The sequence below is a fragment of the Citreicoccus inhibens genome (genome assembly GCF_019039035.1).
Lineage (GTDB): Bacteria > Myxococcota > Myxococcia > Myxococcales > Myxococcaceae > Citreicoccus > Citreicoccus inhibens.
Genome location: NZ_JAHNZT010000009.1, coordinates 213,897 through 232,368 on the forward strand (window position 1 = coordinate 213,897; position 18,472 = coordinate 232,368).

Here is an 18,472-nt window from a genome sequence, read left to right on the forward strand (position 1 = left end):
GCCTGCCTGCCGAGCGGGCCCCTCCTCGGGCCCCGGCGCGCGCGCGTCAGCCCCGGGGGAAGCGCTCGTCGCTGGACGCCGTTTCGCCTTCCTGTAGGAAGGCTCAGGGAGGCAGTCCCCATGGAAGACACATCCCCGGTGAACGGGACCGACGCGCCCGCGAACTCACCGAGGCAAGCGCCCGAGGGCTTCGGCGCCCTGGTGCGGGAGGCCCTGCGAGGCACCCACCTGGACCTGACCCAGCTCCCCTTGAAGCGCGCCATCATCCTGCTGGCGGTGCCCATGGTGCTGGAGATGGTGATGGAGTCCGTGTTCGCCGTGGTCGACGTCTTCTTCGTCGGCCGGCTCGGGGCGGACGCCGTGGCGACGGTGGGGCTCACCGAGTCACTGCTCACCCTGGTCTATGCCGGCGCCATGGGGTTGAGCATCGGCGCCACGGCGATGGTGGCGCGGCGGGTGGGCGAGAAGAACTGGGACCGGGCCGCGCGCACCGCCGTGCAGGCCATGGGGTTGGGGGTGGTGCTGGCGGTGGTGTTGGCGGGGGTGGGCGTCACGTTCGCGCGCCCGATGATGCAGGCGCTGGGCGCCTCGCCGTGGGTGCTGGAGCACGGCGTGCCCTACACCCAGGTGATGCTGGGCGGCGTGGTGAGCATCCTGCTGCTCTTCCTCTTCAATGCCATCTTCCGAGGCGCCGGCGACGCGGCCATCGCCATGCGGGTGCTGTGGCTTGCCAACGGTGTGAACATCCTGTTGGCGCCGTGTCTCATCTTTGGGCTGGGGCCCTTCCCGGCGATGGGCGTGGTGGGTGCGGCGTGGGCCACGACGATTGGCCGAGGCGTGGGCGTGCTGTACCAGCTCTGGAGGCTGGTGCGCGGTGACGGCCGGCTCAAGCTGCGGCGCGAGCACCTGCGATTGGAGTGGGGCACCGTCACGTCGATGCTGCGGCTGTCGGGCGCGGCGGCGTTCCAGAACCTGGTCAACATGTCGAGCTGGGTGGTGTTGATCCGCCTCGTGTCTGGCTTTGGCAGCACGGCGCTGGCCGGCTACACCATCGCCATCCGGTTGGTGATGTTCGCCATGCTCCCGGCGTATGGGCTGGCGAACGCGGCCTCCACGCTGGTGGGGCAGAGCCTGGGCGCGCGTCAGCCCGAGCGGGGCGAGCGCGCGGTGTGGATGGCGGGTCGCTACAACACCGTGTTCCTGGGGTCGTTGGGGTTGCTGTTCTTTGTCTTCGCCACGCCGATCCTCCACTTCTTCTCGCAGGACGCGGAGGTGGTGAGGCAGGGCGTGATGGCCATCCGAATCTTCAGCCTGTTCTTCCTGTGCTGGGGGTTCGGCATGGTGCTCACCACGGCCTTTGACGGCGCGGGAGACACCCTGACGCCCACGCTCATCAACGTGTTTGGCTTCTGGCTCTTGGAGCTGCCGCTCGCCTGGGTTCTGTCTCGGCCGGTGGGGCTGGGGCCGGAGGGCGTGTTCATCGCCGTGTCCGTGTCCTTCGCCTTCATGGCGGCGGCGAGCGTCATCCTCTTCCGCCGGGGACGCTGGAAGCTGCGGGTCGTGTAGCCCGGGCCACACGCCGAGGGGTGGCTCGCCCGGATGCGTGCTTCAGGTTTTCTTTGGACCTGGCGGGCACACTGTCTCCATGGCCGGGAGTCCCTCGTGAGCAGCCGACCCATTCTCGTGGTGGAGGACGATGCCCAACTCGGCGCGCAGGTGGTGGAGCACCTGCACCGCGCTGGCTTCCAGACCGAGTGGTGGCGCGAGGGGCGCCGTTGGCCCGTGGGCGAGCCCGCGCCCTGGGAGTTGGTCATCCTGGACCTCATGCTGCCCGGGACCTACGGGTTGGACTTGCTGAAGGACCTGCGGGCCGGCTCGGACGTGCCCGTGCTCATCCTCAGCGCTCGTGCGGACGCGGGAGACCGCGTGCGCGCGCTGCGGCTGGGCGCGGATGACTACCTCACCAAGCCCTTCTGGCCCGATGAACTCATTGAACGCGTGCGCGCGCGGCTGCGGCGCCCGGTGCTCCAGCGCGAAGGTGAGCAGGTGCGCGTGGGGCCCGTGAAGTTGGATCCGGTGGCGCGCACCGTGGAAGTAGACGACGTGCCGGTGGAGCTGACGCGTGTCGAGTTCGAGCTGCTGGCGGCGCTCGCCCGGCGCGCGGGTTCAGCGGTGAGCCGGAGGTGGTTGGTCGAGCATGCGCTGGACCCCGAGCGCGAGGGCACGGAGCGCACGCTGGACGTCCATGTCTCGCGGCTGCGCAAGAAGCTGGGCCACGAGGGGCTCATCGAGACGGTGTGGGGCATCGGCTATCGCATCGCGGTGCCCGGGAGCGACGCGTGAAGCTGCGGCCGAGGCTCGTCGTCACGGCGCTGGCGTTGACGGTGCCGCTGCTCGCCGCCATCGCCTGGGGACACTGGCTCACCGCCGAGTACGCGCGCGCGCAGACCCTGTCCGACAGCGTGCTCGCGCGGATGCAGGAAGGTGGGCGCGCGAGCTGCGAGGAGCGCCCCACCACTTGGACCCTGGGGCGAATGGCGCCGCCGCTTCGGTTCCCGCCCCACCGCGAGAGCGGAGCGCCCCCGTCCGAGCGACTGGGGCCACCGCCGCACGGCATGCCATGGGAGTCACGAAGCGATACGTCCGCGCCGCCAGGGCCGCGAGGTGACGCGTCCGACCCGGGCGCTCCTCCGTCGGAACACGGGCCGAGCGCGCGGCAGGGACCGAGCCCCTTCGCGCCCGGTGTCTTCGTGGAGGGCCTGCCGCCCGGGACCCAGCTCTACGCCTACGATGCCTCGCTCCACTCTCGAAACCCGGACGCCCCCGAGCTCACGGGCGCGGAGCTGTCCGCCACGGGCAGCACGGCGACTCGGCCCGTGTCCTGGGGAACGGACACCGTGCAGCGCGTGGCGGTGCGGATGCCCTGGAGCACCGGCCCGTGCGCGGTGGTGCTGGCGCAGCGCGTCCCACCGCCGCCAGGGCGAGACGTCCTGCCTCCCGCGGGGCCCACGCTGTTGACCGTGCTGGTGACCATGCTCGCGCTGCTGCTGTCGCTCGGCCCCGTGGTGCGTCGGCTCCGACGCCTGACCGCCAGCGCCCGCGCGCTCTCGTCCTCCGGCTACGAGGGCGAGGTGGACGTGCGCGGCGGCGACGAGGTGAGTGAGCTGGCGCGCGCCTTCGACGAGGCGGCGCGGGAGATTCGCTCGCACCTGGCCCAGCGCGACCGCCGCGAGCGCGCCCTGCGTGGCTTCTTGGAGAACACCACGCACGACGTGAACATCCCGTTGACGGTGTTGCAGGGACACCTCGCGGCGCTGCGCGAGGACGCGGCGCGGGGGGCTCCGGTGGACCGCGAGCGGGTGGCCTCGGCGGTGGACGAGGTGCACTACCTGGGCTCGTTGGTGCAGAACCTCGCGACCGCCGCGCGGCTGGAGGCCGGAGAGCCCTCGCTGCACCGCGCCCCGGTGGACCTCAACGAGGTCGTCCGCCGCTGCGTGGCCCGCCACCGCCCCGTGGCCGCGCAGGGCGGGCTGTCGCTCGAAGGCGCGACCCCCGAGGTCGCCACCTGGGTGGACGCGGACGTCACCCTGGTGGAGCAGGCCGTGGGCAACCTCGTCTCCAATGCGCTGAGGCACAACCGGCCCGGGGGCCACGCCGCCGTGGTGCTCGACACCACCGACGGGGGCTTCCTGCTGCGGGTGCTGGACGACGGGCCCGGCATCCCCGACGAGGAGCTGCCGCGCCTGTCCGAGCGCTACTTCCGGGGCAACGAGGCCCGCACCCGCGCGCCGGGGGGACGGGGAATCGGCCTCCACATCGCCTCCGAGGTCGCTCGCGCCCATGGCTGGCACATGGAGATGGCGCGCGCCGGGCCCGGGGGGCTCCAGGTTGAGCTTGCCGGCCCCACCGTGGCCGGGCGGTAGGTCCAATTCCGACACGTCGACACTTCCGTCGAGACGCGGCTTCCAGGCGCGGGGGGCTTTCCGCCAGACTCCGCGCTTTCGCGGAGGCGCGTCATGGGACTGTGCGGCTGGCTCGTCTTTGGGTTCTTCGCGGGGCTGGTGGCCCGCGCGCTCACGCCGGGAGACCAGAGCCTGGGGTGTCTGGGCACCACGGCGCTGGGCGTGGCGGGCGCGTTCGTGGGGGGCTTCCTGGGCTCGGTGTGGCACGGGGACAACTGGCGGGACCCCGAGCCCGCGGGCTTCCTGGGGTCCGTGCTGGGGGCGGTGGTGTTGCTCTGGCTGGCCCACGTGGCCTTCGGGAGCCGGCGGCGGCGCTAGACGCTCGGAACCGGACGGTGTTCCCCAACGACACTCCTCCCACAGGCCGGGGAATGCGTGTCTCACCAGAGTGTAGTAAGTCGCGCCCCGGGCCCGCGCAGCGGGGGGAATCGTCGCTGCGCCACGCCAAAGGAAAGGCAACGACATGCGGAAGACGTACCTGGTGATGACGATGCTGAGTCTGGCGGCCTGCCAGCCTCAGGGTCAGAAGAAGGAAGGCACTGCGGCGACCTCGACGGCCGCGGCCACCAATCCTCAGACGGAGGAGCAGAAGACGTTCTACGCCCTCGGCCAGTCCATCGGCCGCAGCGTTGGCGTGTTCGACATGTCTCCGGAGGAGCTGGAGTTCGTCAAGGCGGGCATGTCCGCCCAGGTGACGGGCCAGACCGCGGCGGTGGACCTGGAGACCTACGGTCCCAAGCTCCAGGCGCTCGCGGGTGAGCGCCGTCAGCGCAAGGCCAAGGCGGAGAAGGAGAAGTCGGCGAAGTTCCTGGAGGAGAAGGCCAAGGAGACCGGCGCGGTGAAGACCGAGTCGGGCCTCATCTACAAGGAGCTGACGCCTGGCACTGGCGCGTCGCCCGTGGCCACCGACATCGTCAAGGTGAACTACAAGGGCACGCTCCCGGACGGCAAGGAGTTCGACAGCTCCTACAAGCGCGGCGAGCCCGCGCAGTTCCCGCTCCAGGGCGTCATCAAGTGCTGGACCGAGGGCGTGCAGAAGATGAAGGTGGGCGGCAAGGCCCAGCTCGTCTGCCCGTCTGACATTGGCTACGGCGACAACGGCGCGCCCCCGAACATCCCCGGCGGTTCCGCGCTGGTGTTCGAGGTCGAGCTGCTCGAGATCGTGAAGCCGCCGGAGCCGCCCGCGGGCGCCATTCCGAACGCCAACATGGTCCCGGGCGCCAAGCCGGCCGTCCCGGGCAAGCCGTCCGCGCCGCCGGCCCCGAAGGCGGGCACGGCCACGCCGACGAAGTAGTCACGCGGTCCTCTCCTGGGGAGAGTGACAGCACGAGGGCCGGGCGAGGGTCATCCTCCCCCGGCCCTCTTTCATTTCCAGACGCATCCCGGAGGGCACCGCATGCAGGCCAAGCTTCGCTGGAGCCGTGTCGTGTCGTGGTTGGGCGTCGTGCTGGTGTGGAGCGCGTGCGCGACGGGCCGTCCGCACGAGGTTGCCAACGCGCCGTCCCCCACGGGCGCGGTCTCCGAGGAGCAGTTCAAGGCCATGCACCAGCTGCGCACGGACGCGGCGCCCGCGCGCAAGGGGCAGGAGGTGGAGCTGGCCGGGAGCAAGGCCTACCTGAGCCTGCCCGAGGGCGTCTCTGGCCCCATGCCGGGCATCATCGTCATCCACGAGTGGTGGGGCCTGAACGAGCACGTCCAGCACTGGGCGGATCGGCTCGCGGCGGAGGGCTACGCGGCGCTCGCGGTGGACCTGTATGGCGGCAAGGTGGCCACCACGCGGGATGAGGCGCTGTCACTGCTCAAGGCCGTGAACCCCGAGCACGCGCTGGCCACGCTCCAGGCGGCGCAGTCGTTCCTCCAGAAGGACCCGCGCATCCAGGCGCCTCGCACGGGCACCATCGGTTGGTGCTTCGGTGGGGGCTGGTCCCTCACCGCGGCCATGTCGCTGCCCGAGCTGACCGCGGCCGTCATGTACTACGGCACGCCGGTGACGGACGCCCAGCAGCTCTCGCGGATCCACGCGCGGCTGCTCGCCATCTTCGGGACGAAGGATGCCTCCATCCCGCCGGACACCGTGCGCGCCTTCGAGAAGGCGCTGGACGACGCGGGCGTGCAGAGCCGCATCCTGGAGTACGACGCGGGCCATGCCTTCGCCAACCCGTCCGGCGCGGGCTACGACCCGCGAGCGGCGTCGGCGGCCTGGGCGGAGACGTCCCTGTTCTTCCAACGCACGCTGAAGCAGTGAGCGCCACCGCGCTCAGGGAAGCAGTGAGCGCCGGCCGCGCTCAGGGAAGCAGTGAGCGCCACCGCGCTCAATACGGGCGCTGCCCCGCGTAGTTGCCGGGCGGCGCGTAGTCACACACCCAGAGCTCCCAGTTGGGGAACTTGCTCCCGAAGGGCGAGTTCGTCGTGCACTTCTGCGAGGCGCAGCCGAGCCGCGCGGTGTTGCGCCAGACAATCTGGGTGTAGTGGCCGCAGGTCTTCCCATCGGCGCACTTGTTGGTCGCCAGGGTGTAGTCCTTGGCCTCCGAGGCCCAGTTCGTCACCACGTCCTCGGTCTGCCACAGGTCCGGCGTGGCGGCGGCGATGTTCTCGCCATAGTTGCCGCGGTTGGCGTTGTGCTCGAACCTGCACTGCACGGCCCACTTGGCGGCCGTGGTCTCCGCGTCCGTGTCCCAGGTGAGCGCGGGCAGCGCGGGCGTGGGCTGCGGCGTGGCGCCCGCGCGCACGGCGTTGTGCGCGGTGAGCATGTCCTGGACGAACTGCGGATCCGCGTGCGGGGGTGTCCCCGCGTCGCCCTCCGCGCCGGGAGGATCATCGGGCGGGTCCACCGTGGTATCCGAGTCACAGCCGGACAGCAGTGACGTCGCGAGGAGGCCCAGGCTCAGCAGGTGTCGGAGGGGGAGGTGGCGCATGGCCGCGATTATCCGCGTCCGCACACGTCCCTGCACAGGGGCCTGTGCGGTGTGGGGGCTGCTGGACCCCGGACCTACTTCCGGCCGGCCCCCAGACACCCCGTGTTAGGCTTCGCGCGCGGGTCGGAGGTGTCCATGAGCAGCAAGGATTACGAGTCGCGCGCGAACAAGCTCGCTCGGGCGTTGGATGGCGAGGACGAGTTCAGCATCTTCTCCGTCGACCCGGACGCTCGGAAGTTGAAGGTCGAGCTGACGGGCAAGAAGCAGGAGGACGCGCCGCCCCCGCCCGCCCCGGAGAACCCCGCGGAGCAGCCCTCGGAGGAGGGCGCCTTCATGCGGTTGTTCCGCAAGATGTTCAAGGGCTAGGCGACCTGCTCAGTAGGGGCGCTCGCCCACCCAGTTGCCGGGCGGCGCGTAGTCACACACCCAGAGCTGCCACGTGGGCGCGTCCTTGCCGAACGGCGAGTTCTTGGTGCACAGCCGCGTGGCGCAGCCCACCGCCTTCGTGTTTCGCCACACCACCTGCGTGTAATGACCGCACATCTTCCCCCGCGTGCAGGCGTTGCGCGCCAGGTCGAAGTCCGCGGACTCATCCACCCAGCTCTTCACCACCTGCGGCGTCGTCCACGTGTTCGGCGTGGCGGCCGCGAGGTTCTCGCCGAACTCGCCCCGGTTGGGGTTGTGCTCGAAGCGGCACTCCTTCGCCCAGGACTCGGCCTTGCGCGCGGCGTCGTCGGACCAGGTGAGCGCGGGCAGCGCGGGCTTGGGCGTGGGGCGCGCGCGGGCTCGGGCCTGGTTGTGCGCGGCCACCATCTCCTTCTCGAACTCGCGCGTCGCGGCGGGGCGAGGCGCGGGCGCGGGGCGCTGCGCCTTGGCGCCCATGCCACACGCGAGCAGAGGAGACAGGAGGACCACGAGGCACCAGGGGCGAGCGAGGGACACAGGCATGGTCGCAGTATCCGCCGAGGGGCCCACGCGCGCAGCCGCCCCCTCGCGGCGTCTCAGCCCTCCAGCCCCGACAGGGGGCCGGTGCCGTCTCCGAACTGCGAGACGGGCGCCCCCAGGATGCCGAGCATGGAGATGAACAGGTTGGCCAAGGGGTCGCCGCTGTAGCGAAGGTGCCGGTTCGTGTGGAGGGCGCCCCCCGCGCGGCCAGCGATGAGGATGGGCAGGTTCTTGTGCTCGTGGGAGTTGCCGTCCGCGATCTCGCTGGAGAAGTACGCCATGCTGTGATCCAACAGCGTCGCGTCCGACTCCTGCACCGCCTTCAAGCGCTGGACCAGATAGGCGTACTGCTCCACCTCCCATCGGTCGATGGTGGCCAGCGCCTCGAAGTTGGAGGGGAGGTTCTGGTGATGCGAGTAGGTGTGGTGGCCGCTGGTGAGGCCGAGGAAGGGATAGGCCTTGTCGCTGCGCGCGTTGGCCAGCATGAACGTGCAGATGCGGGTGAGGTCACACTGAAAGGCCAGGACCACCAGGTCCATCATGGCCTTGGCCTTCACGCGCACGTCGGTGGTGTCCTCGGGCGCCACGCCGGGCGAGCACGAGGGGCCTTGGGACTCCAGCGCGTTGACGCGCAGCTCCAGCTCGCGCACGCCCGTGAGGTACTCATCCAGCTTGCGGCGGTCCGTGCCGCCGAGCTGCCCCTGGAGTGACTTCGCGTCCTCTCGCACGAAGTCGATGATGCTCAGGCCATAGGCGCGCCGCTTCTCCACCTGCGCTTGCGTGGCGCTGGGGTCGAAGTCCGCGAAGAGGCGGTTGAACACGGCCTGGGGCCGCGTCTCCTTGGGCACGGGCGTGGCGGGCCCCGCCCACGCGATGTTGTTGGCGTAAGGGCACGCATAGCCCGAGTCGCAGTTGCCGATGCCCTTGCCCGCATCGATGCCCAGCTCCAGCGAGGCGAAGCGCGTCGCCTTGCCGACGGCATTCGCCGCGACCTGATCCATGGAGATGCCCGAGTGGATGTCCGTGCCCTCGGTCTTGTAGGCCTTGGCGCAGCTCAGGAAGGCGGACGTCGCCGCGGCGTGGTGCCCATCTCCGTCCGGGCGCCCCGGCGCGTTGGCCAGCCCGCTGATGACGATGAGGTCATCCTTCACGGGCGCCAGGGGTTGGAGCGTGGGCGTCAGCTGCCAGTCGGAGCCCACGGCGGAGGGCGTCCACCGGGGCATGTGGATGCCGCAGGCCGTGTAGAAGACGAAGAGGCGCCGCGGTGCCCCGGCGGGCGTGGCCGCGGCATCGGCGCGGGCTCGGTGCGGGAGCATCTGCTCGAGGAGCGGGAGCGCCAGCAGCGCGCCGGCACCGCGCAGCAGCGTGCGACGGGAGAGGGTGAACTTCTTGCTCATGGCCGTGGGGTCTCCGTCTCGGCGCGCCGGTGGGTGAAGTGATTGCTTTGGATGACGCCGAGGATGTAGTCGCTGAGGCGTCCGCCTCGTGCCTCGGCTTGCTTGACGATGTCGCGCACCGCGCACTGGTCCTTCGTCGTGGTGCCGCGGCCCAGCGCGTACGTCATCAGGTGCTCGGTGAAGCAGGGCGCGAGGTCGGGATCGCTCTTCACGATTTGCCGCATCTGCATCACGCCGGTGAACGTCGTCCCGTCGGGCAGCTCGCCGCTCGAGTCGACGGGCGCGCCGCCTTCCTCCTTCAGGCGCCAGCGGCCCACCGGGTCGAAGTTCTCCAGGCCGAACCCGAGCGGATCCATCAGGCTGTGGCACCCCGCGCACGAGGGCTGGGAGCGATGCATCTTCATGCGCGCCTTGATGTTGAGGCGCGGGTCCACCGTGGTCGGCAGGCCCTCCACGTTGGGCGGCGGTGGCGGTGGCGCCTTGCACAGCAGCTGCTCCAAGACCCAGACGCCGCGCTTCACGGGCGAGGTGCGATCCGGATTGGACGTCACGGTGAGCAGCGAGCCCTGCGCGAGGATGCCCGCGCGCTCGGGCCGGTCTCGGAGGCTGATGCGCTTCAGCTCGTCTCCGCCCACGGGAGGCAGGCCGTAGTGCGCGGCCAGTCGGTCGTTCACGTAGGTGAACGGCGCGTCCAGGAGGTCCTTCATCGTCAGGTCGCTGGTGAGGAACTCGCGGAAGAAGAGCGTGGTCTCCTGGTGCATGGCCACGCGCAGCGGCTCATCGAAGCCGTAGCGCGTATCGGGCTCGGCGGCGTCCAGCGCGCGGGTGTAGAGCCACTGGCCCGCGAAGTTGTCCACCAGCGCCTGGGCCTTCGCGTCACCGAGCATGCGATGCACCTGCCGCTCCAGGACGGCGGGGTCCTGCAACGTGCCGTCGTCCGCCGCGGCGCGCAGCGCTTCATCCGGCATGCTGCTCCAGAGGAAGTAGGACAGGCGGCTCGCCAGTTCGTCGTCGCTCAAGGGGTGCTCGGAGCCCGCGGCGGAGGCCGGGTCCTTCTCCACGCGGAAGAGGAAGTGGGGCGACACGAGCACGGCGCGCAGCGCCAGCTTCAGGCCGACCTCGGGTGAGTCTCCGTGCTGGCGCGCCAGCGCGAGGAAGCCCAGCAAGCGCGTCACCTCCGCGTCCGCCACGGTGCGCCGCCACGCGCGGTGGGCGAAGGCCGCGAGGATGTCGCGCGCGCAGGGCTCGGGCGACAGGGTGTCCATCACGCAGCGCGCGCCCACGTCGCCGCGGGTCCAGGCTTCGTCCACCAGACGCTCCGCCGCGCTGGAGTACTTCTCCATCAGCAGGGGCGACATGCTGAGCACGTCCGCGTTGTTGTCGAAGCCGAAGCCGTGGTCGTCCGCGGGGAAGTCCCGGGCGGGGTGCGTGGTGTCACCCAGCAAGTCCCTCACGGTGTTGTCATATTCGGCACGGTTGAGCCGGTGCAGCGTGACCCGGCCCGGGTCTCTGGCGTCACTGCGGCACATGGCCTCGGGGTCCACGGGGGGGGGATGGGCTGGTTCCTCCGGGAGGGGCGCGTCCGGTCCGGGCAGCACGCGGGCCTTGGGCGGCGTGTTGGATGGACATGCGGCGAGCACCAGCGTGAGCGCCAGTCCCGTCAGTGCCAGCGCGTTTCGTCGACGATTCGTGGAGGTCACGTCGCGCTCCCCCTGCCGTCCCGCGAAGGCGCGGGTCCAACCTCCGCTCAAGCAAGACGCTCACCAACCCCGGGGGTGGTGGCTGGCGGACGGATGAGCGCGTCCGCGGGGCAGGAATGCTCCCCGCGGGTGCCATGGGGCATGTGCTGCGCGAGCGTGGGTTCGGAAGCGAAGTTCTCCGACAGGGAAGGAGAAGCGGCGCGTGTCCTGTGGCCTCGGCGGGAGGGCATGGCTGGGGCCGGGGCGTTCCGGTAGAGGGAGGACGCCATGACCGATTCACGCGCCGCCGACGCTGACGACTACCCGCTGTTGGTGGAGGTGCTGCCGGAGCCGCTGCGCACCCAGGCTCGGGGGATGGCTTCGGGCGAAGTGCTGGAGTGGGTGTTGGACCTGGGGCGTCCGCCCGAGGTCCGCACGGTGCACGGCTCGGCGCGGCTGCGCGAGGAGCCCGTGCGCGAGGAGGAGCTGGAGGCGGTGCTGGCGCGGGTGGGCGCGCTGGGGGAGGACAACCGCGCGGGCGTCGAGCGCACGCTTCACCGAGTGTCGGGTATCCGCAACCGCCGAGGCCGCGTGGTGGGCCTGACGCTGCGGGTGGGGCGGGCGGTGTACGGCACCATCGACATGCTGCGCGACCTCATCGCCTCGGGCCGCAACCTGTTGCTGTTGGGGCGGCCGGGCGTGGGCAAGACGACGAAGCTGCGCGAGGTGGCGCGCGTGCTCGCGGATGACCTGCGCAAGCGGGTGATGGTGGTGGACACCTCCAACGAGATTGGGGGCGATGGGGATGTGCCGCATCCGGGCATTGGGACCGCGCGGCGGATGCAGGTGTCGCGGCCGGATCGCCAGCACGACGTGATGATCGAGGCGGTGGAGAACCACATGCCCGAGGTCATCATCGTGGACGAGATTGGGACGTCGGCGGAGGCGAGCGCGGCACGGACCATCGCGGAGCGCGGGGTGCAGCTGGTGGCGACGGCGCATGGAAACACGCTGGAGAACCTGGTGTTGAACCCCACGCTGTCGGACCTGGTGGGGGGCGTGCACTCGGTGACGTTGAGCGACGACGAGGCGCGCCGGCGCAACACGCAGAAGACCGTCAGTGAGCGCAAGGCGCCGCCCACGTTCGACATCGTGGTGGAGATGGTGAGCCGCGACGAGGTGCGCGTGCATCGGGACACGGCGGACGCGGTGGACCGACTCCTGTCCGGGAGGCCCGTGGGCGGTGAGCCGCGACGTCACGGAGCGGAGCCTTCGTTCACGCCGACCCAGGAGCACCTGGCGAGCGGGAGTGCTCCGGGTCTTGCCGAACCGATGCGGCGCACCGCGCCCGTGGAGCGCGCCGAAGTGGCGTCACCCGCGGAGGTCGTTGCACCCGCGGATGTTCCAGCGACTGTGAGCCCATGGCCTGGGGTCACGCGAGGACCCCAGTTCGTGCGACAGTCGGCGGGAGGAGCGGAGGCCCCTCCGGCGCGCTTCAATCGCGCAGAGGCCGTTCGGGCGACGGGCGTGGTGAACGCGCAAGGCGAACCCACCCGCATCCATCCCCACGGCGTGAGCCGGGACGTGCTCCAGCGCGTGCTGCGCGAGCTGCCAGTGGACGTGAAGCTGGTGAGCCGATTGGAGTCGGCGGACCTCGTGGTGTCCTTGCGCGCGAAGGCGAATGACCCCCGCATGCGGCGGATCGTGGCGCTGACGGGCGCGCGCGTGGCGGAGGTGCGCCGCGACAGCACCGCCGAGCTGCGCCGGGCGCTGCGCGACGTCTTCATGATTCTGGAAGGCGTGGACTCCGAAGAGGTGCGCGAGGCCGTGGCGGAGGCGGAGCAAGCCATCCAGCGGGTGCTGCGCGAAGGGGTCGTGGTGGCGCTCGCGCCGCGGTCCTCTCGGGTGCGCAAGCTTCAGCATCGACTGGTGGCGCGCTATCCGCTGGAGACCGTGAGCCACGGCAGCGAACCCGCGAGACACCTCACCCTGTATCCGGTGGGCGCGGAGCTCGAAGCCGAAGCCGCCCGCCTGCGAGACCCCGGCGATGACGACTCAGCCGCGCCGCTCGACCCCGCCGAGCCCTGATGGCTCCGGCGCGATGCTCGGAGGAGGAGCCCGGGGCCGGAGGACACATGGGGTGTGCCCCCCGGCCTGAATCGGGCTTGCGCTACGGCGCGTCCTTCGCCGTGCGGGTGTTCTTCGAGGCGCTTCCGTCGAGGAAGGCCCGGTAGGCGTCGAAGCCGTAGGGGCGTCCGAGGAAGTCCTTCGCCAGCTCGGCGGCGGGCTTGGCGCCACCGGGCTCCAGCACCGTGTGGCGGTACTTCATCGCCGTGTCCCGGTCCAGGTAGCCGTGCTTCACGAACTCCGTCTCCAGGTCCTTCGCGATGACCGAGGACCAGAGGTACGTGTAGTACGCGGCCGAGTACCCATCCAGGTGACCGAACGCGAGCTCGAAGTGGGTGCCGTCGCGGTACTCGTGGCGGAACGGGCTGAGCTTCTTCTGCAGCTCACTCTGCACACCCGACAAGTCGAAGCCCGGGTCGCGCGAGTAGTACGCGAGGCTCAGCGCGGACAGGAAGAGCTGGCGACGCGCCCACAGGCCCTGGCCGAACTCCTTCGACGCGCGCAGCTTCTCCACCAGGTCCGCCGGGATGGGCTCGTGCGTCTGGTAGTGCCTGGCGAACTCCTTGAGCACCTCGGGCTGCTGCGCCCACTGCTGGAGCAGCATGGACGGCGTCTCCACGAAGTCCCACTCGGTGCGGATGCCCGTGATGCCGCTCCACTGCTGGTGCCCGGAGAAGATGGCGTGCAGCAGGTGGCCGAACTCGTGGAAGAACGTCTCCACCTCGTCGTGCGTCATCAGCTCGCCGGGGCGCGCGAAGTTGCACACGAGCACGCCTTCCGGATAGCGCTTGCCGCTCTGGCCCGACACCAGGTCGAACTGGGCCGCGTGCTTGTACTTGTCGTCGCGCGGATGCATGTCCAGGTAGATGCGGCCGAGCAGCTTGCCGCCGTCCACCACGTCATAGGTCTCCACGTCCGTGTGCCAGACCTTGGCGTCCTTCACCGGCTGGAACGTGATGCCCCACAGCCGCGAGGTGATGCCCAGCACGCCTTCCTTCACCTGCGCGTACTCGAAATACGGACGCACCGCCTGCGAGTCGAACCCGAAGCGCTCCGAGCGCAGCCGGTCCTCGTAGTAGTCCTGGTCCCACGGGTCCACCGCCGTGGCGCCACGCACGTCCTTCTTCTTGCGCGCCAGCAGGTCCGCCATCTCCTGCTTCGCGCGGGCCTCGGTGGCGCCGGAGAGCTGGTCGATGAAGTCCGCCGCCGCCTGCTGCGTGCGCGTCATGCGCGTCTCGGTCGTGTACGCGGCCCAGTTCGCGTAACCCAGCAGCGTGGCCAGCTCGTGCCGCTTCGCGATGAGCTGCGTGAGCACCTCCTGGTTCTTCGGGAACGCACGCTGGCGGTAGGTGCGCCACAGCCGCTCACGCGCCTTGGCGTTCTTCGCGTACGTCATGAACGGGAAGTAGTCCGGGTAGTTGGTGGTGATGGCCACCTTGCCGTCCTTCCCCGCGGGGTGGGACGCCCGGTAGTCCTCCGGCAGCCCGTCCATCTCCTTGACCGTGAACGTCGCGGTGCGCACGTCCTCCGCGATGTTCTTCCCGAACTCCTGCCCCAGCTTGAGGATGGCCTCGTTGAGCGCCTTCACCTTCTCGCGCGTGGGCTCGTCCCGGTCCACGCCCGAGCGACGGAAGTCGAGCAGCACGCGCTGGAGCCAGTACTGCGTGGGGCCATCCGCCTTGGACAGGTCCACCAGGGACAGCGCGTCGTAGACGCTCCGGTCCTGGGAGATCTCCACGTTGACGGCGTCCACGTCCTGCTCGCACGCGCGGGCGGCGTCGCGCATGGCGGCGTCCGGCAGCACCTCGCGACCCAGGCCGGAGCGGTTGGTCGCGTTGAAGAGCGACGCCATCGCCTCGTCATAGGCGGCCAGCACGGCCGGCCCGTTCGTCCTTGCGTTGAGCTTCTTCAGCGAGGCCACCTGCGCCCGCGCCCGCTCGATGTCGGCGGTGCACGCGGCGGTGAATGCCGCGGGGGTGCCGGAGAGCAGCTCGGACCCCCGGGGAGGCGGCAAGGGCTTGGGCGCGGAGTTGGCGGCCTTGAGCTTCGCCTGCAACTCGGGCTTGTGGGCGATGCTGCCATTCGAGCAAGCCGTGGCGGCCAGCGCGGCCGTCAGGGTCAGGGCAGAGAGTCGTTTCAAAGGGGGCTCCTTCCAGGGGCATCGGAAACGCCAGGGCTTCATGCCACATCCCCGGTGGCCTCGGCCCGCACTCGATGGAATCGCTCGCTCGGCGGGTGCCCTGGCCGAGCGGGCCATGCCCACGCCGCGTGTCGCATGGCTCACACTGCTCGGACGGGGCTTTCCGCGCCTGGGCCGGCCACGCGGGGCGGGCGCTCGAGAGCGGGTGCGTCATGGCTTCGTGACGCAACCCGCCTTGTGCGCCGAGGCAGAGGCCCGCTACTGGCTGCGGTTGATTTCGGGGTCAATCACCTGGCCGGAGAGACGCAACACCATGCGGAAGATGCTCGGTGCGGTCGCGACGTTGATGCTGTGGGCATGTGGCGGAGCGGGCGGGGCGCCGGAGTCAGCGCCGAAGACAGAGGGGTTGTCGCTGTCCACCGAGCCGGGCGTGACGCAGGGGTCGTTCGTGCGCACCGGCGCCGAGGTGACGTTCTCTTCGCGCGAGGTGGAGTCCGGGGTCTACCGGCTGGAGCTGCGGCTGCACGGCATGACGCTGACCGGGCTGTTGGATCCAGCCAACGGCGTGTCGACGATGGACGGCTTCGCGGATGGCAACGCGCAGGACACGCAGCTGTTGGACGCGGATCGCGAGCTGGTGTCCGCGCTCTACGCCGAGCTGAACACGGCGCTGCCCGCGGGTGACGCGGCGGCGCCGGAGGCCATGTACCTGCGGCGCGCGGTGGGCTTGTGGGCCGAGAACCCCACCACCGTCGAGCTGAAGCGACTGGTGATGGGCGAGCAGGGCCGCGGCTACACCATGTTGTGCAGCTATGCGAAGTGCAACGGCAAGTTCACGGGGAGCTGCGGCGGCGTCTACAACTGGTACTCGTATGCGAAGCACGACTGCAACAAGGGTGGCTTTGATTGGGCGGGCAACCAGCAGATCGCCCAGCTCGGTGACCACACGTCGTGCAGCGGTGACGAGTACTACCTGAGCGGCAGCACGTGGCTGTGCGGCGAGCCCGACCACTGGTCGCGCCCGAAGGTCATGGGCATCTGCTGGGGCCGCTGCGGCGGTGGCTGTGGTGGTGACACCCAGTACACGCTGGACGCCACGAACCACGACGGCTGCGTGCGCAACGGCCACATGCTGGCGAGCGCCTACTGCGACGACCAGTTCGTCTCCGCGAGCGACGACGAGCTGTTCGCGCCCAACTGCTACTGAGCCCTGCATCCGTGGCGCGGCGTTGGGGTGACAAGGTGTGGGCCGCGGGGTGGGCGCTCCTGGCGCTCGCCTGCGCGCCCACGACGTCCGTGAAGGCGGAGGCGGGAGAAGCGGCGGTGCGTCGCTTCTTCGCCGCGTTGCCTTCGCGGGACTGCGCGGTGCTGGAGCCGATGCTCGCCACCGGCGGCGGGGCGCGTCCGTGCGAGGACACGGTGCGCGAGCTGCGCGAGCATGGGCTCATGCTCGAAGAGGTTCTCGAGGCCAAGGTGGACGGGCGCGATCCGAACGCGGTGCTCGTGCGGGCGCGGATGTCGAGTGATGGAGCGGTGCGGCGCGAGCCGTATCTCTTGAGGGTGGAGCAGCAGGCGGGGAGCTGGCGCCTGCGGCTGTGAGTCGCCATTCGCGCGGGCCCTTCAACAGGGTGCGCGCGTCGGACCGGGTGTGATGCGAATCCGTTATCGCTTGTTGTGGGCTGGCGTGGCGGTGTTGGGGATGGCGGTGCTCGCGGTGTGGCTGTGGCCCTCGCCGAGCGCGCCGCTGCCCCCGGCCCCGGTGATGGCGGACGCGCCGATGGCCGCTCCTCGCCCGCCGGAGCCTGCGCCGGGTCCGCGCCCGGTGGCGGTGCCCGCCGCGCCGCGTCCCGTCACGGGCGAGTCGACGGAGGCTCGAGCCACGGTGGTTCCGCCGCGCCCGGGAGATGTCCCGCCCGAGCCGGAGGTCTCGAATCCCCCCCCGCAGCAGAACGACCCCATCGAGCCGGAGAAGCCCCAGACGGCGCGCTGGCGTCTGGCGAAGACGGAGCGCATCACCGCGGTGCTGGGACGGGACGTGGAGCGACTGGAGCGCGAGCGGGAGATGGCGGACTCTCGAGGCGACAGCGCGCGACGTGAGCAATTGGAGTTGCTCATTCAGCGTCAGCGCGTGCGGCTGAGTGAGCTGCGCGAGGAGGTCGCCACGCTCACCGAGGCCGCCAAGAACGAGCCGCCCGAGGAGTGAGCGGCATCGTGGGTGCGCCGGCGGCTCAGCGGATCAGCGCGCGCTCCAGCTCGGTGGCGCCACGGCGGACTTCGCCGACGCCGGCTTCGGCATCGATGTGCCCCGCGTTGTGGGCGTCCTGAAGCTCCGCGACGAGCTGGGCATAGGCCGCGCTCAGTCCGCCCGCGAGGAGGGCGGGGAGCCATCGCTCGCGCTCCAGTGCCTGCGGGACGACGGGGCGCTCCACGATTCGCTCGAAGACCTTCGCGACGTCCTGCGCCGAGTAACGGCGAGGCCCTTCTGCATGAACGATGCGAGGGGTGCCGGGCGACGGAGGGGGCTCCCCGAGCAGGTCCGCCGCGATGAGCCCCACGTCGGGCGCGGACACGGTGGGGTACAGCTTGGTGACGGGGTGGTGCAGGCTCACGAGGACACCGCGCTCGCGCGCCGCGCGCAGATGGCGCGCACTGTTCTGCATGTGCTCGGCGGAGCGCAGGAAGGTCATGGGCACCGAGGTCTTGCGGAGCCGCGCCTCGAGCCGATGGAAGATGAGGGTGACGCCCGTGCCCGCCGGCACTTGGGCGCCGTAGTCGGAGATGACGACGACGGCACGAGGCCGAGCGATGTCGATGGCGTCGCCCAGCGAGTCGATGATGCGCTGAGCATCCGCGGCGGGGTCGTCGCCGTTCGCACGCAGCGGGCAGATGACGAGGGCGCCCTCCGCACCCTGGAGGGCACGCGCCACGGCCTGGGGATCGAGGAGATCCGCCTGGGCCAGCTCACATCCGAGCTGGGCGAGGCGCTCGCCTCGGGTCATGTCGCGCAGAACGGCTCGGACCGGGAGTCCGCGCCGTCGGAGTTCCGTCGCGGCCGCGCCGCCCACTCTTCCTGTCGCACCAAGGATGACGAACATGCGGGCGAGAATAGAGGGCGACGGCGCGCCCGTCGCGGCCGACCTGCGACGATGCGTGTCGTGGGCGCGCTGTCGAACGGTCCCGTGACACGACTGGGACGCCGCGAAGTTGAGTGGCAGCCCGAGCGCCTGGCGGAAGGCGGGGCGCGACGCGCTGCGTGTGCCGCGCTGTGGGCGCACGACGTTGGAGCGGGTGCGTGGCAAGCCTTGCC

At 70.7% G+C, this 18,472-nt stretch carries 17 protein-coding genes; 11 read left to right on the top strand and 6 right to left on the bottom strand.

The genetic code is table 11. The annotated features are described in order from the left end of the window. Nucleotides 1–120: 120 nt before the first annotated feature. The 6 genes from KRR26_RS14410 (at nt 121) to KRR26_RS14435 (ending at nt 6,207) form a co-directional block, all read left to right on the top strand. Nucleotides 121–1,566 (top strand): MATE family efflux transporter, encoded by a 1,446-nt coding sequence (locus KRR26_RS14410; RefSeq protein WP_217080084.1) that lies wholly within the window; start codon nt 121–123, stop codon nt 1,564–1,566. 96 nt (nt 1,567–1,662) lie between these two features. After that, nucleotides 1,663–2,343: a response regulator transcription factor gene (locus tag KRR26_RS14415; protein WP_328707130.1), complete on the top strand. Its 681-nt coding sequence runs from the start codon at nt 1,663–1,665 to the stop codon at nt 2,341–2,343. Further along, the gene (locus KRR26_RS14420; RefSeq protein ID WP_217080086.1) at nt 2,340–3,923 is read left to right on the top strand and encodes a sensor histidine kinase; all 1,584 of its coding nucleotides are present in this window, start codon (nt 2,340–2,342) and stop codon (nt 3,921–3,923) included. Before KRR26_RS14415 ends, KRR26_RS14420 begins: the two co-directional genes overlap by 4 nt. Before the next feature lie 93 nt (nt 3,924–4,016). After that, nucleotides 4,017–4,280 (top strand): GlsB/YeaQ/YmgE family stress response membrane protein, encoded by a 264-nt coding sequence (locus KRR26_RS14425; RefSeq protein WP_120206342.1) that lies wholly within the window; start codon nt 4,017–4,019, stop codon nt 4,278–4,280. A 145-nt stretch (nt 4,281–4,425) separates the two neighbouring features. Then, a complete protein-coding gene (locus KRR26_RS14430) occupies nt 4,426–5,256 on the top strand; it encodes an FKBP-type peptidyl-prolyl cis-trans isomerase (protein ID WP_120206341.1) in 831 nt (276 codons plus the stop codon). Nucleotides 5,257–5,358: 102 nt separating this feature from the next. After that, nucleotides 5,359–6,207, top strand: coding sequence for a dienelactone hydrolase family protein (locus KRR26_RS14435; RefSeq protein WP_120206340.1), 849 nt, complete (start codon nt 5,359–5,361; stop codon nt 6,205–6,207). A gap of 67 nt (nt 6,208–6,274) precedes the next feature. On the opposite strand, the gene KRR26_RS14440 is transcribed toward KRR26_RS14435, so the two are convergent. After that, nucleotides 6,275–6,877: a CAP domain-containing protein gene (locus KRR26_RS14440; RefSeq protein ID WP_120206339.1), complete on the bottom strand. Its 603-nt coding sequence runs from the start codon at nt 6,875–6,877 to the stop codon at nt 6,275–6,277. Between the two features lie 135 nt (nt 6,878–7,012). On the opposite strand from KRR26_RS14440, the gene KRR26_RS14445 reads away from it, so the two are divergent. Then, a complete protein-coding gene (locus tag KRR26_RS14445) occupies nt 7,013–7,243 on the top strand; it encodes a hypothetical protein (protein ID WP_217080087.1) in 231 nt (76 codons plus the stop codon). Between the two features lie 9 nt (nt 7,244–7,252). Here KRR26_RS14445 and KRR26_RS14450 read toward each other — a convergent pair whose 3' ends face one another. From KRR26_RS14450 to KRR26_RS14460, 3 genes are read right to left on the bottom strand one after another with little or no spacing between them, the layout of a single operon-like run. After that, nucleotides 7,253–7,825, bottom strand: a complete 573-nt coding sequence (locus tag KRR26_RS14450; protein ID WP_120206337.1) for a CAP domain-containing protein — start codon at nt 7,823–7,825, stop codon at nt 7,253–7,255. A gap of 53 nt (nt 7,826–7,878) precedes the next feature. After that, on the bottom strand, nt 7,879–9,219 hold the full coding sequence (locus tag KRR26_RS14455; protein ID WP_120206336.1) for a DUF1552 domain-containing protein: 1,341 nt from the start codon (nt 9,217–9,219) through the stop codon (nt 7,879–7,881). Continuing rightward, complete coding sequence (locus KRR26_RS14460) at nt 9,216–10,919, bottom strand: DUF1592 domain-containing protein (protein ID WP_120206335.1); 1,704 nt, start codon at nt 10,917–10,919, stop codon at nt 9,216–9,218. Before KRR26_RS14460 ends, KRR26_RS14455 begins: the two co-directional genes overlap by 4 nt. 267 nt (nt 10,920–11,186) lie before the next feature. Between KRR26_RS14460 and KRR26_RS14465 the strand changes: the two genes are divergently transcribed. Beyond that, nucleotides 11,187–12,986 carry a R3H domain-containing nucleic acid-binding protein gene (locus tag KRR26_RS14465; protein ID WP_217080088.1) on the top strand — a complete coding sequence of 600 codons (1,800 nt, stop codon included), beginning with the start codon at nt 11,187–11,189 and terminating at the stop codon, nt 12,984–12,986. An 82-nt stretch (nt 12,987–13,068) separates the two neighbouring features. On the opposite strand, the gene KRR26_RS14470 is transcribed toward KRR26_RS14465, so the two are convergent. Next, nucleotides 13,069–15,207, bottom strand: a complete 2,139-nt coding sequence (locus KRR26_RS14470) for a M3 family metallopeptidase (protein WP_217080089.1) — start codon at nt 15,205–15,207, stop codon at nt 13,069–13,071. Nucleotides 15,208–15,478: 271 nt separating this feature from the next. On the opposite strand from KRR26_RS14470, the gene KRR26_RS14475 reads away from it, so the two are divergent. The 3 genes from KRR26_RS14475 to KRR26_RS14485 are packed head-to-tail and all read left to right on the top strand — an operon-like array spanning nt 15,479 to nt 17,368. Beyond that, nucleotides 15,479–16,372, top strand: a complete 894-nt coding sequence (locus KRR26_RS14475) for a hypothetical protein (protein ID WP_120206332.1) — start codon at nt 15,479–15,481, stop codon at nt 16,370–16,372. Between the two features lie 11 nt (nt 16,373–16,383). Next, nucleotides 16,384–16,764, top strand: a complete 381-nt coding sequence (locus tag KRR26_RS14480) for a hypothetical protein (RefSeq protein ID WP_328707131.1) — start codon at nt 16,384–16,386, stop codon at nt 16,762–16,764. Between the two features lie 52 nt (nt 16,765–16,816). Further along, complete coding sequence (locus tag KRR26_RS14485) at nt 16,817–17,368, top strand: hypothetical protein (RefSeq protein ID WP_217080090.1); 552 nt, start codon at nt 16,817–16,819, stop codon at nt 17,366–17,368. 25 nt (nt 17,369–17,393) lie between these two features. On the opposite strand, the gene KRR26_RS14490 is transcribed toward KRR26_RS14485, so the two are convergent. Then, a complete protein-coding gene (locus KRR26_RS14490) occupies nt 17,394–18,260 on the bottom strand; it encodes an NmrA family NAD(P)-binding protein (RefSeq protein ID WP_120206330.1) in 867 nt (288 codons plus the stop codon). Nucleotides 18,261–18,472: the final 212 nt, after the last annotated feature.

Bases quoted from the DNA above. Each gene is read 5' to 3' on its own strand.
- KRR26_RS14435 (WP_120206340.1), top strand. From the start codon at position 5,359: ATGCAGGCCAAGCTTCGCTGGAGCCGTGTCGTGTCGTGGTTGGGCGTC.
- KRR26_RS14440 (WP_120206339.1), bottom strand. From the start codon at position 6,877: ATGCGCCACCTCCCCCTCCGACACCTGCTGAGCCTGGGCCTCCTCGCG.
- KRR26_RS14445 (WP_217080087.1), top strand. From the start codon at position 7,013: ATGAGCAGCAAGGATTACGAGTCGCGCGCGAACAAGCTCGCTCGGGCG.
- KRR26_RS14430 (WP_120206341.1), top strand. From the start codon at position 4,426: ATGCGGAAGACGTACCTGGTGATGACGATGCTGAGTCTGGCGGCCTGC.
- KRR26_RS14410 (WP_217080084.1), top strand. From the start codon at position 121: ATGGAAGACACATCCCCGGTGAACGGGACCGACGCGCCCGCGAACTCA.
- KRR26_RS14470 (WP_217080089.1), bottom strand. From the start codon at position 15,207: ATGAAGCCCTGGCGTTTCCGATGCCCCTGGAAGGAGCCCCCTTTGAAA.
- KRR26_RS14485 (WP_217080090.1), top strand. From the start codon at position 16,817: ATGCGAATCCGTTATCGCTTGTTGTGGGCTGGCGTGGCGGTGTTGGGG.
- KRR26_RS14490 (WP_120206330.1), bottom strand. From the start codon at position 18,260: ATGTTCGTCATCCTTGGTGCGACAGGAAGAGTGGGCGGCGCGGCCGCG.
- KRR26_RS14450 (WP_120206337.1), bottom strand. From the start codon at position 7,825: ATGCCTGTGTCCCTCGCTCGCCCCTGGTGCCTCGTGGTCCTCCTGTCT.
- KRR26_RS14455 (WP_120206336.1), bottom strand. From the start codon at position 9,219: ATGAGCAAGAAGTTCACCCTCTCCCGTCGCACGCTGCTGCGCGGTGCC.
- KRR26_RS14475 (WP_120206332.1), top strand. From the start codon at position 15,479: ATGCGGAAGATGCTCGGTGCGGTCGCGACGTTGATGCTGTGGGCATGT.
- KRR26_RS14425 (WP_120206342.1), top strand. From the start codon at position 4,017: ATGGGACTGTGCGGCTGGCTCGTCTTTGGGTTCTTCGCGGGGCTGGTG.
- KRR26_RS14465 (WP_217080088.1), top strand. From the start codon at position 11,187: ATGACCGATTCACGCGCCGCCGACGCTGACGACTACCCGCTGTTGGTG.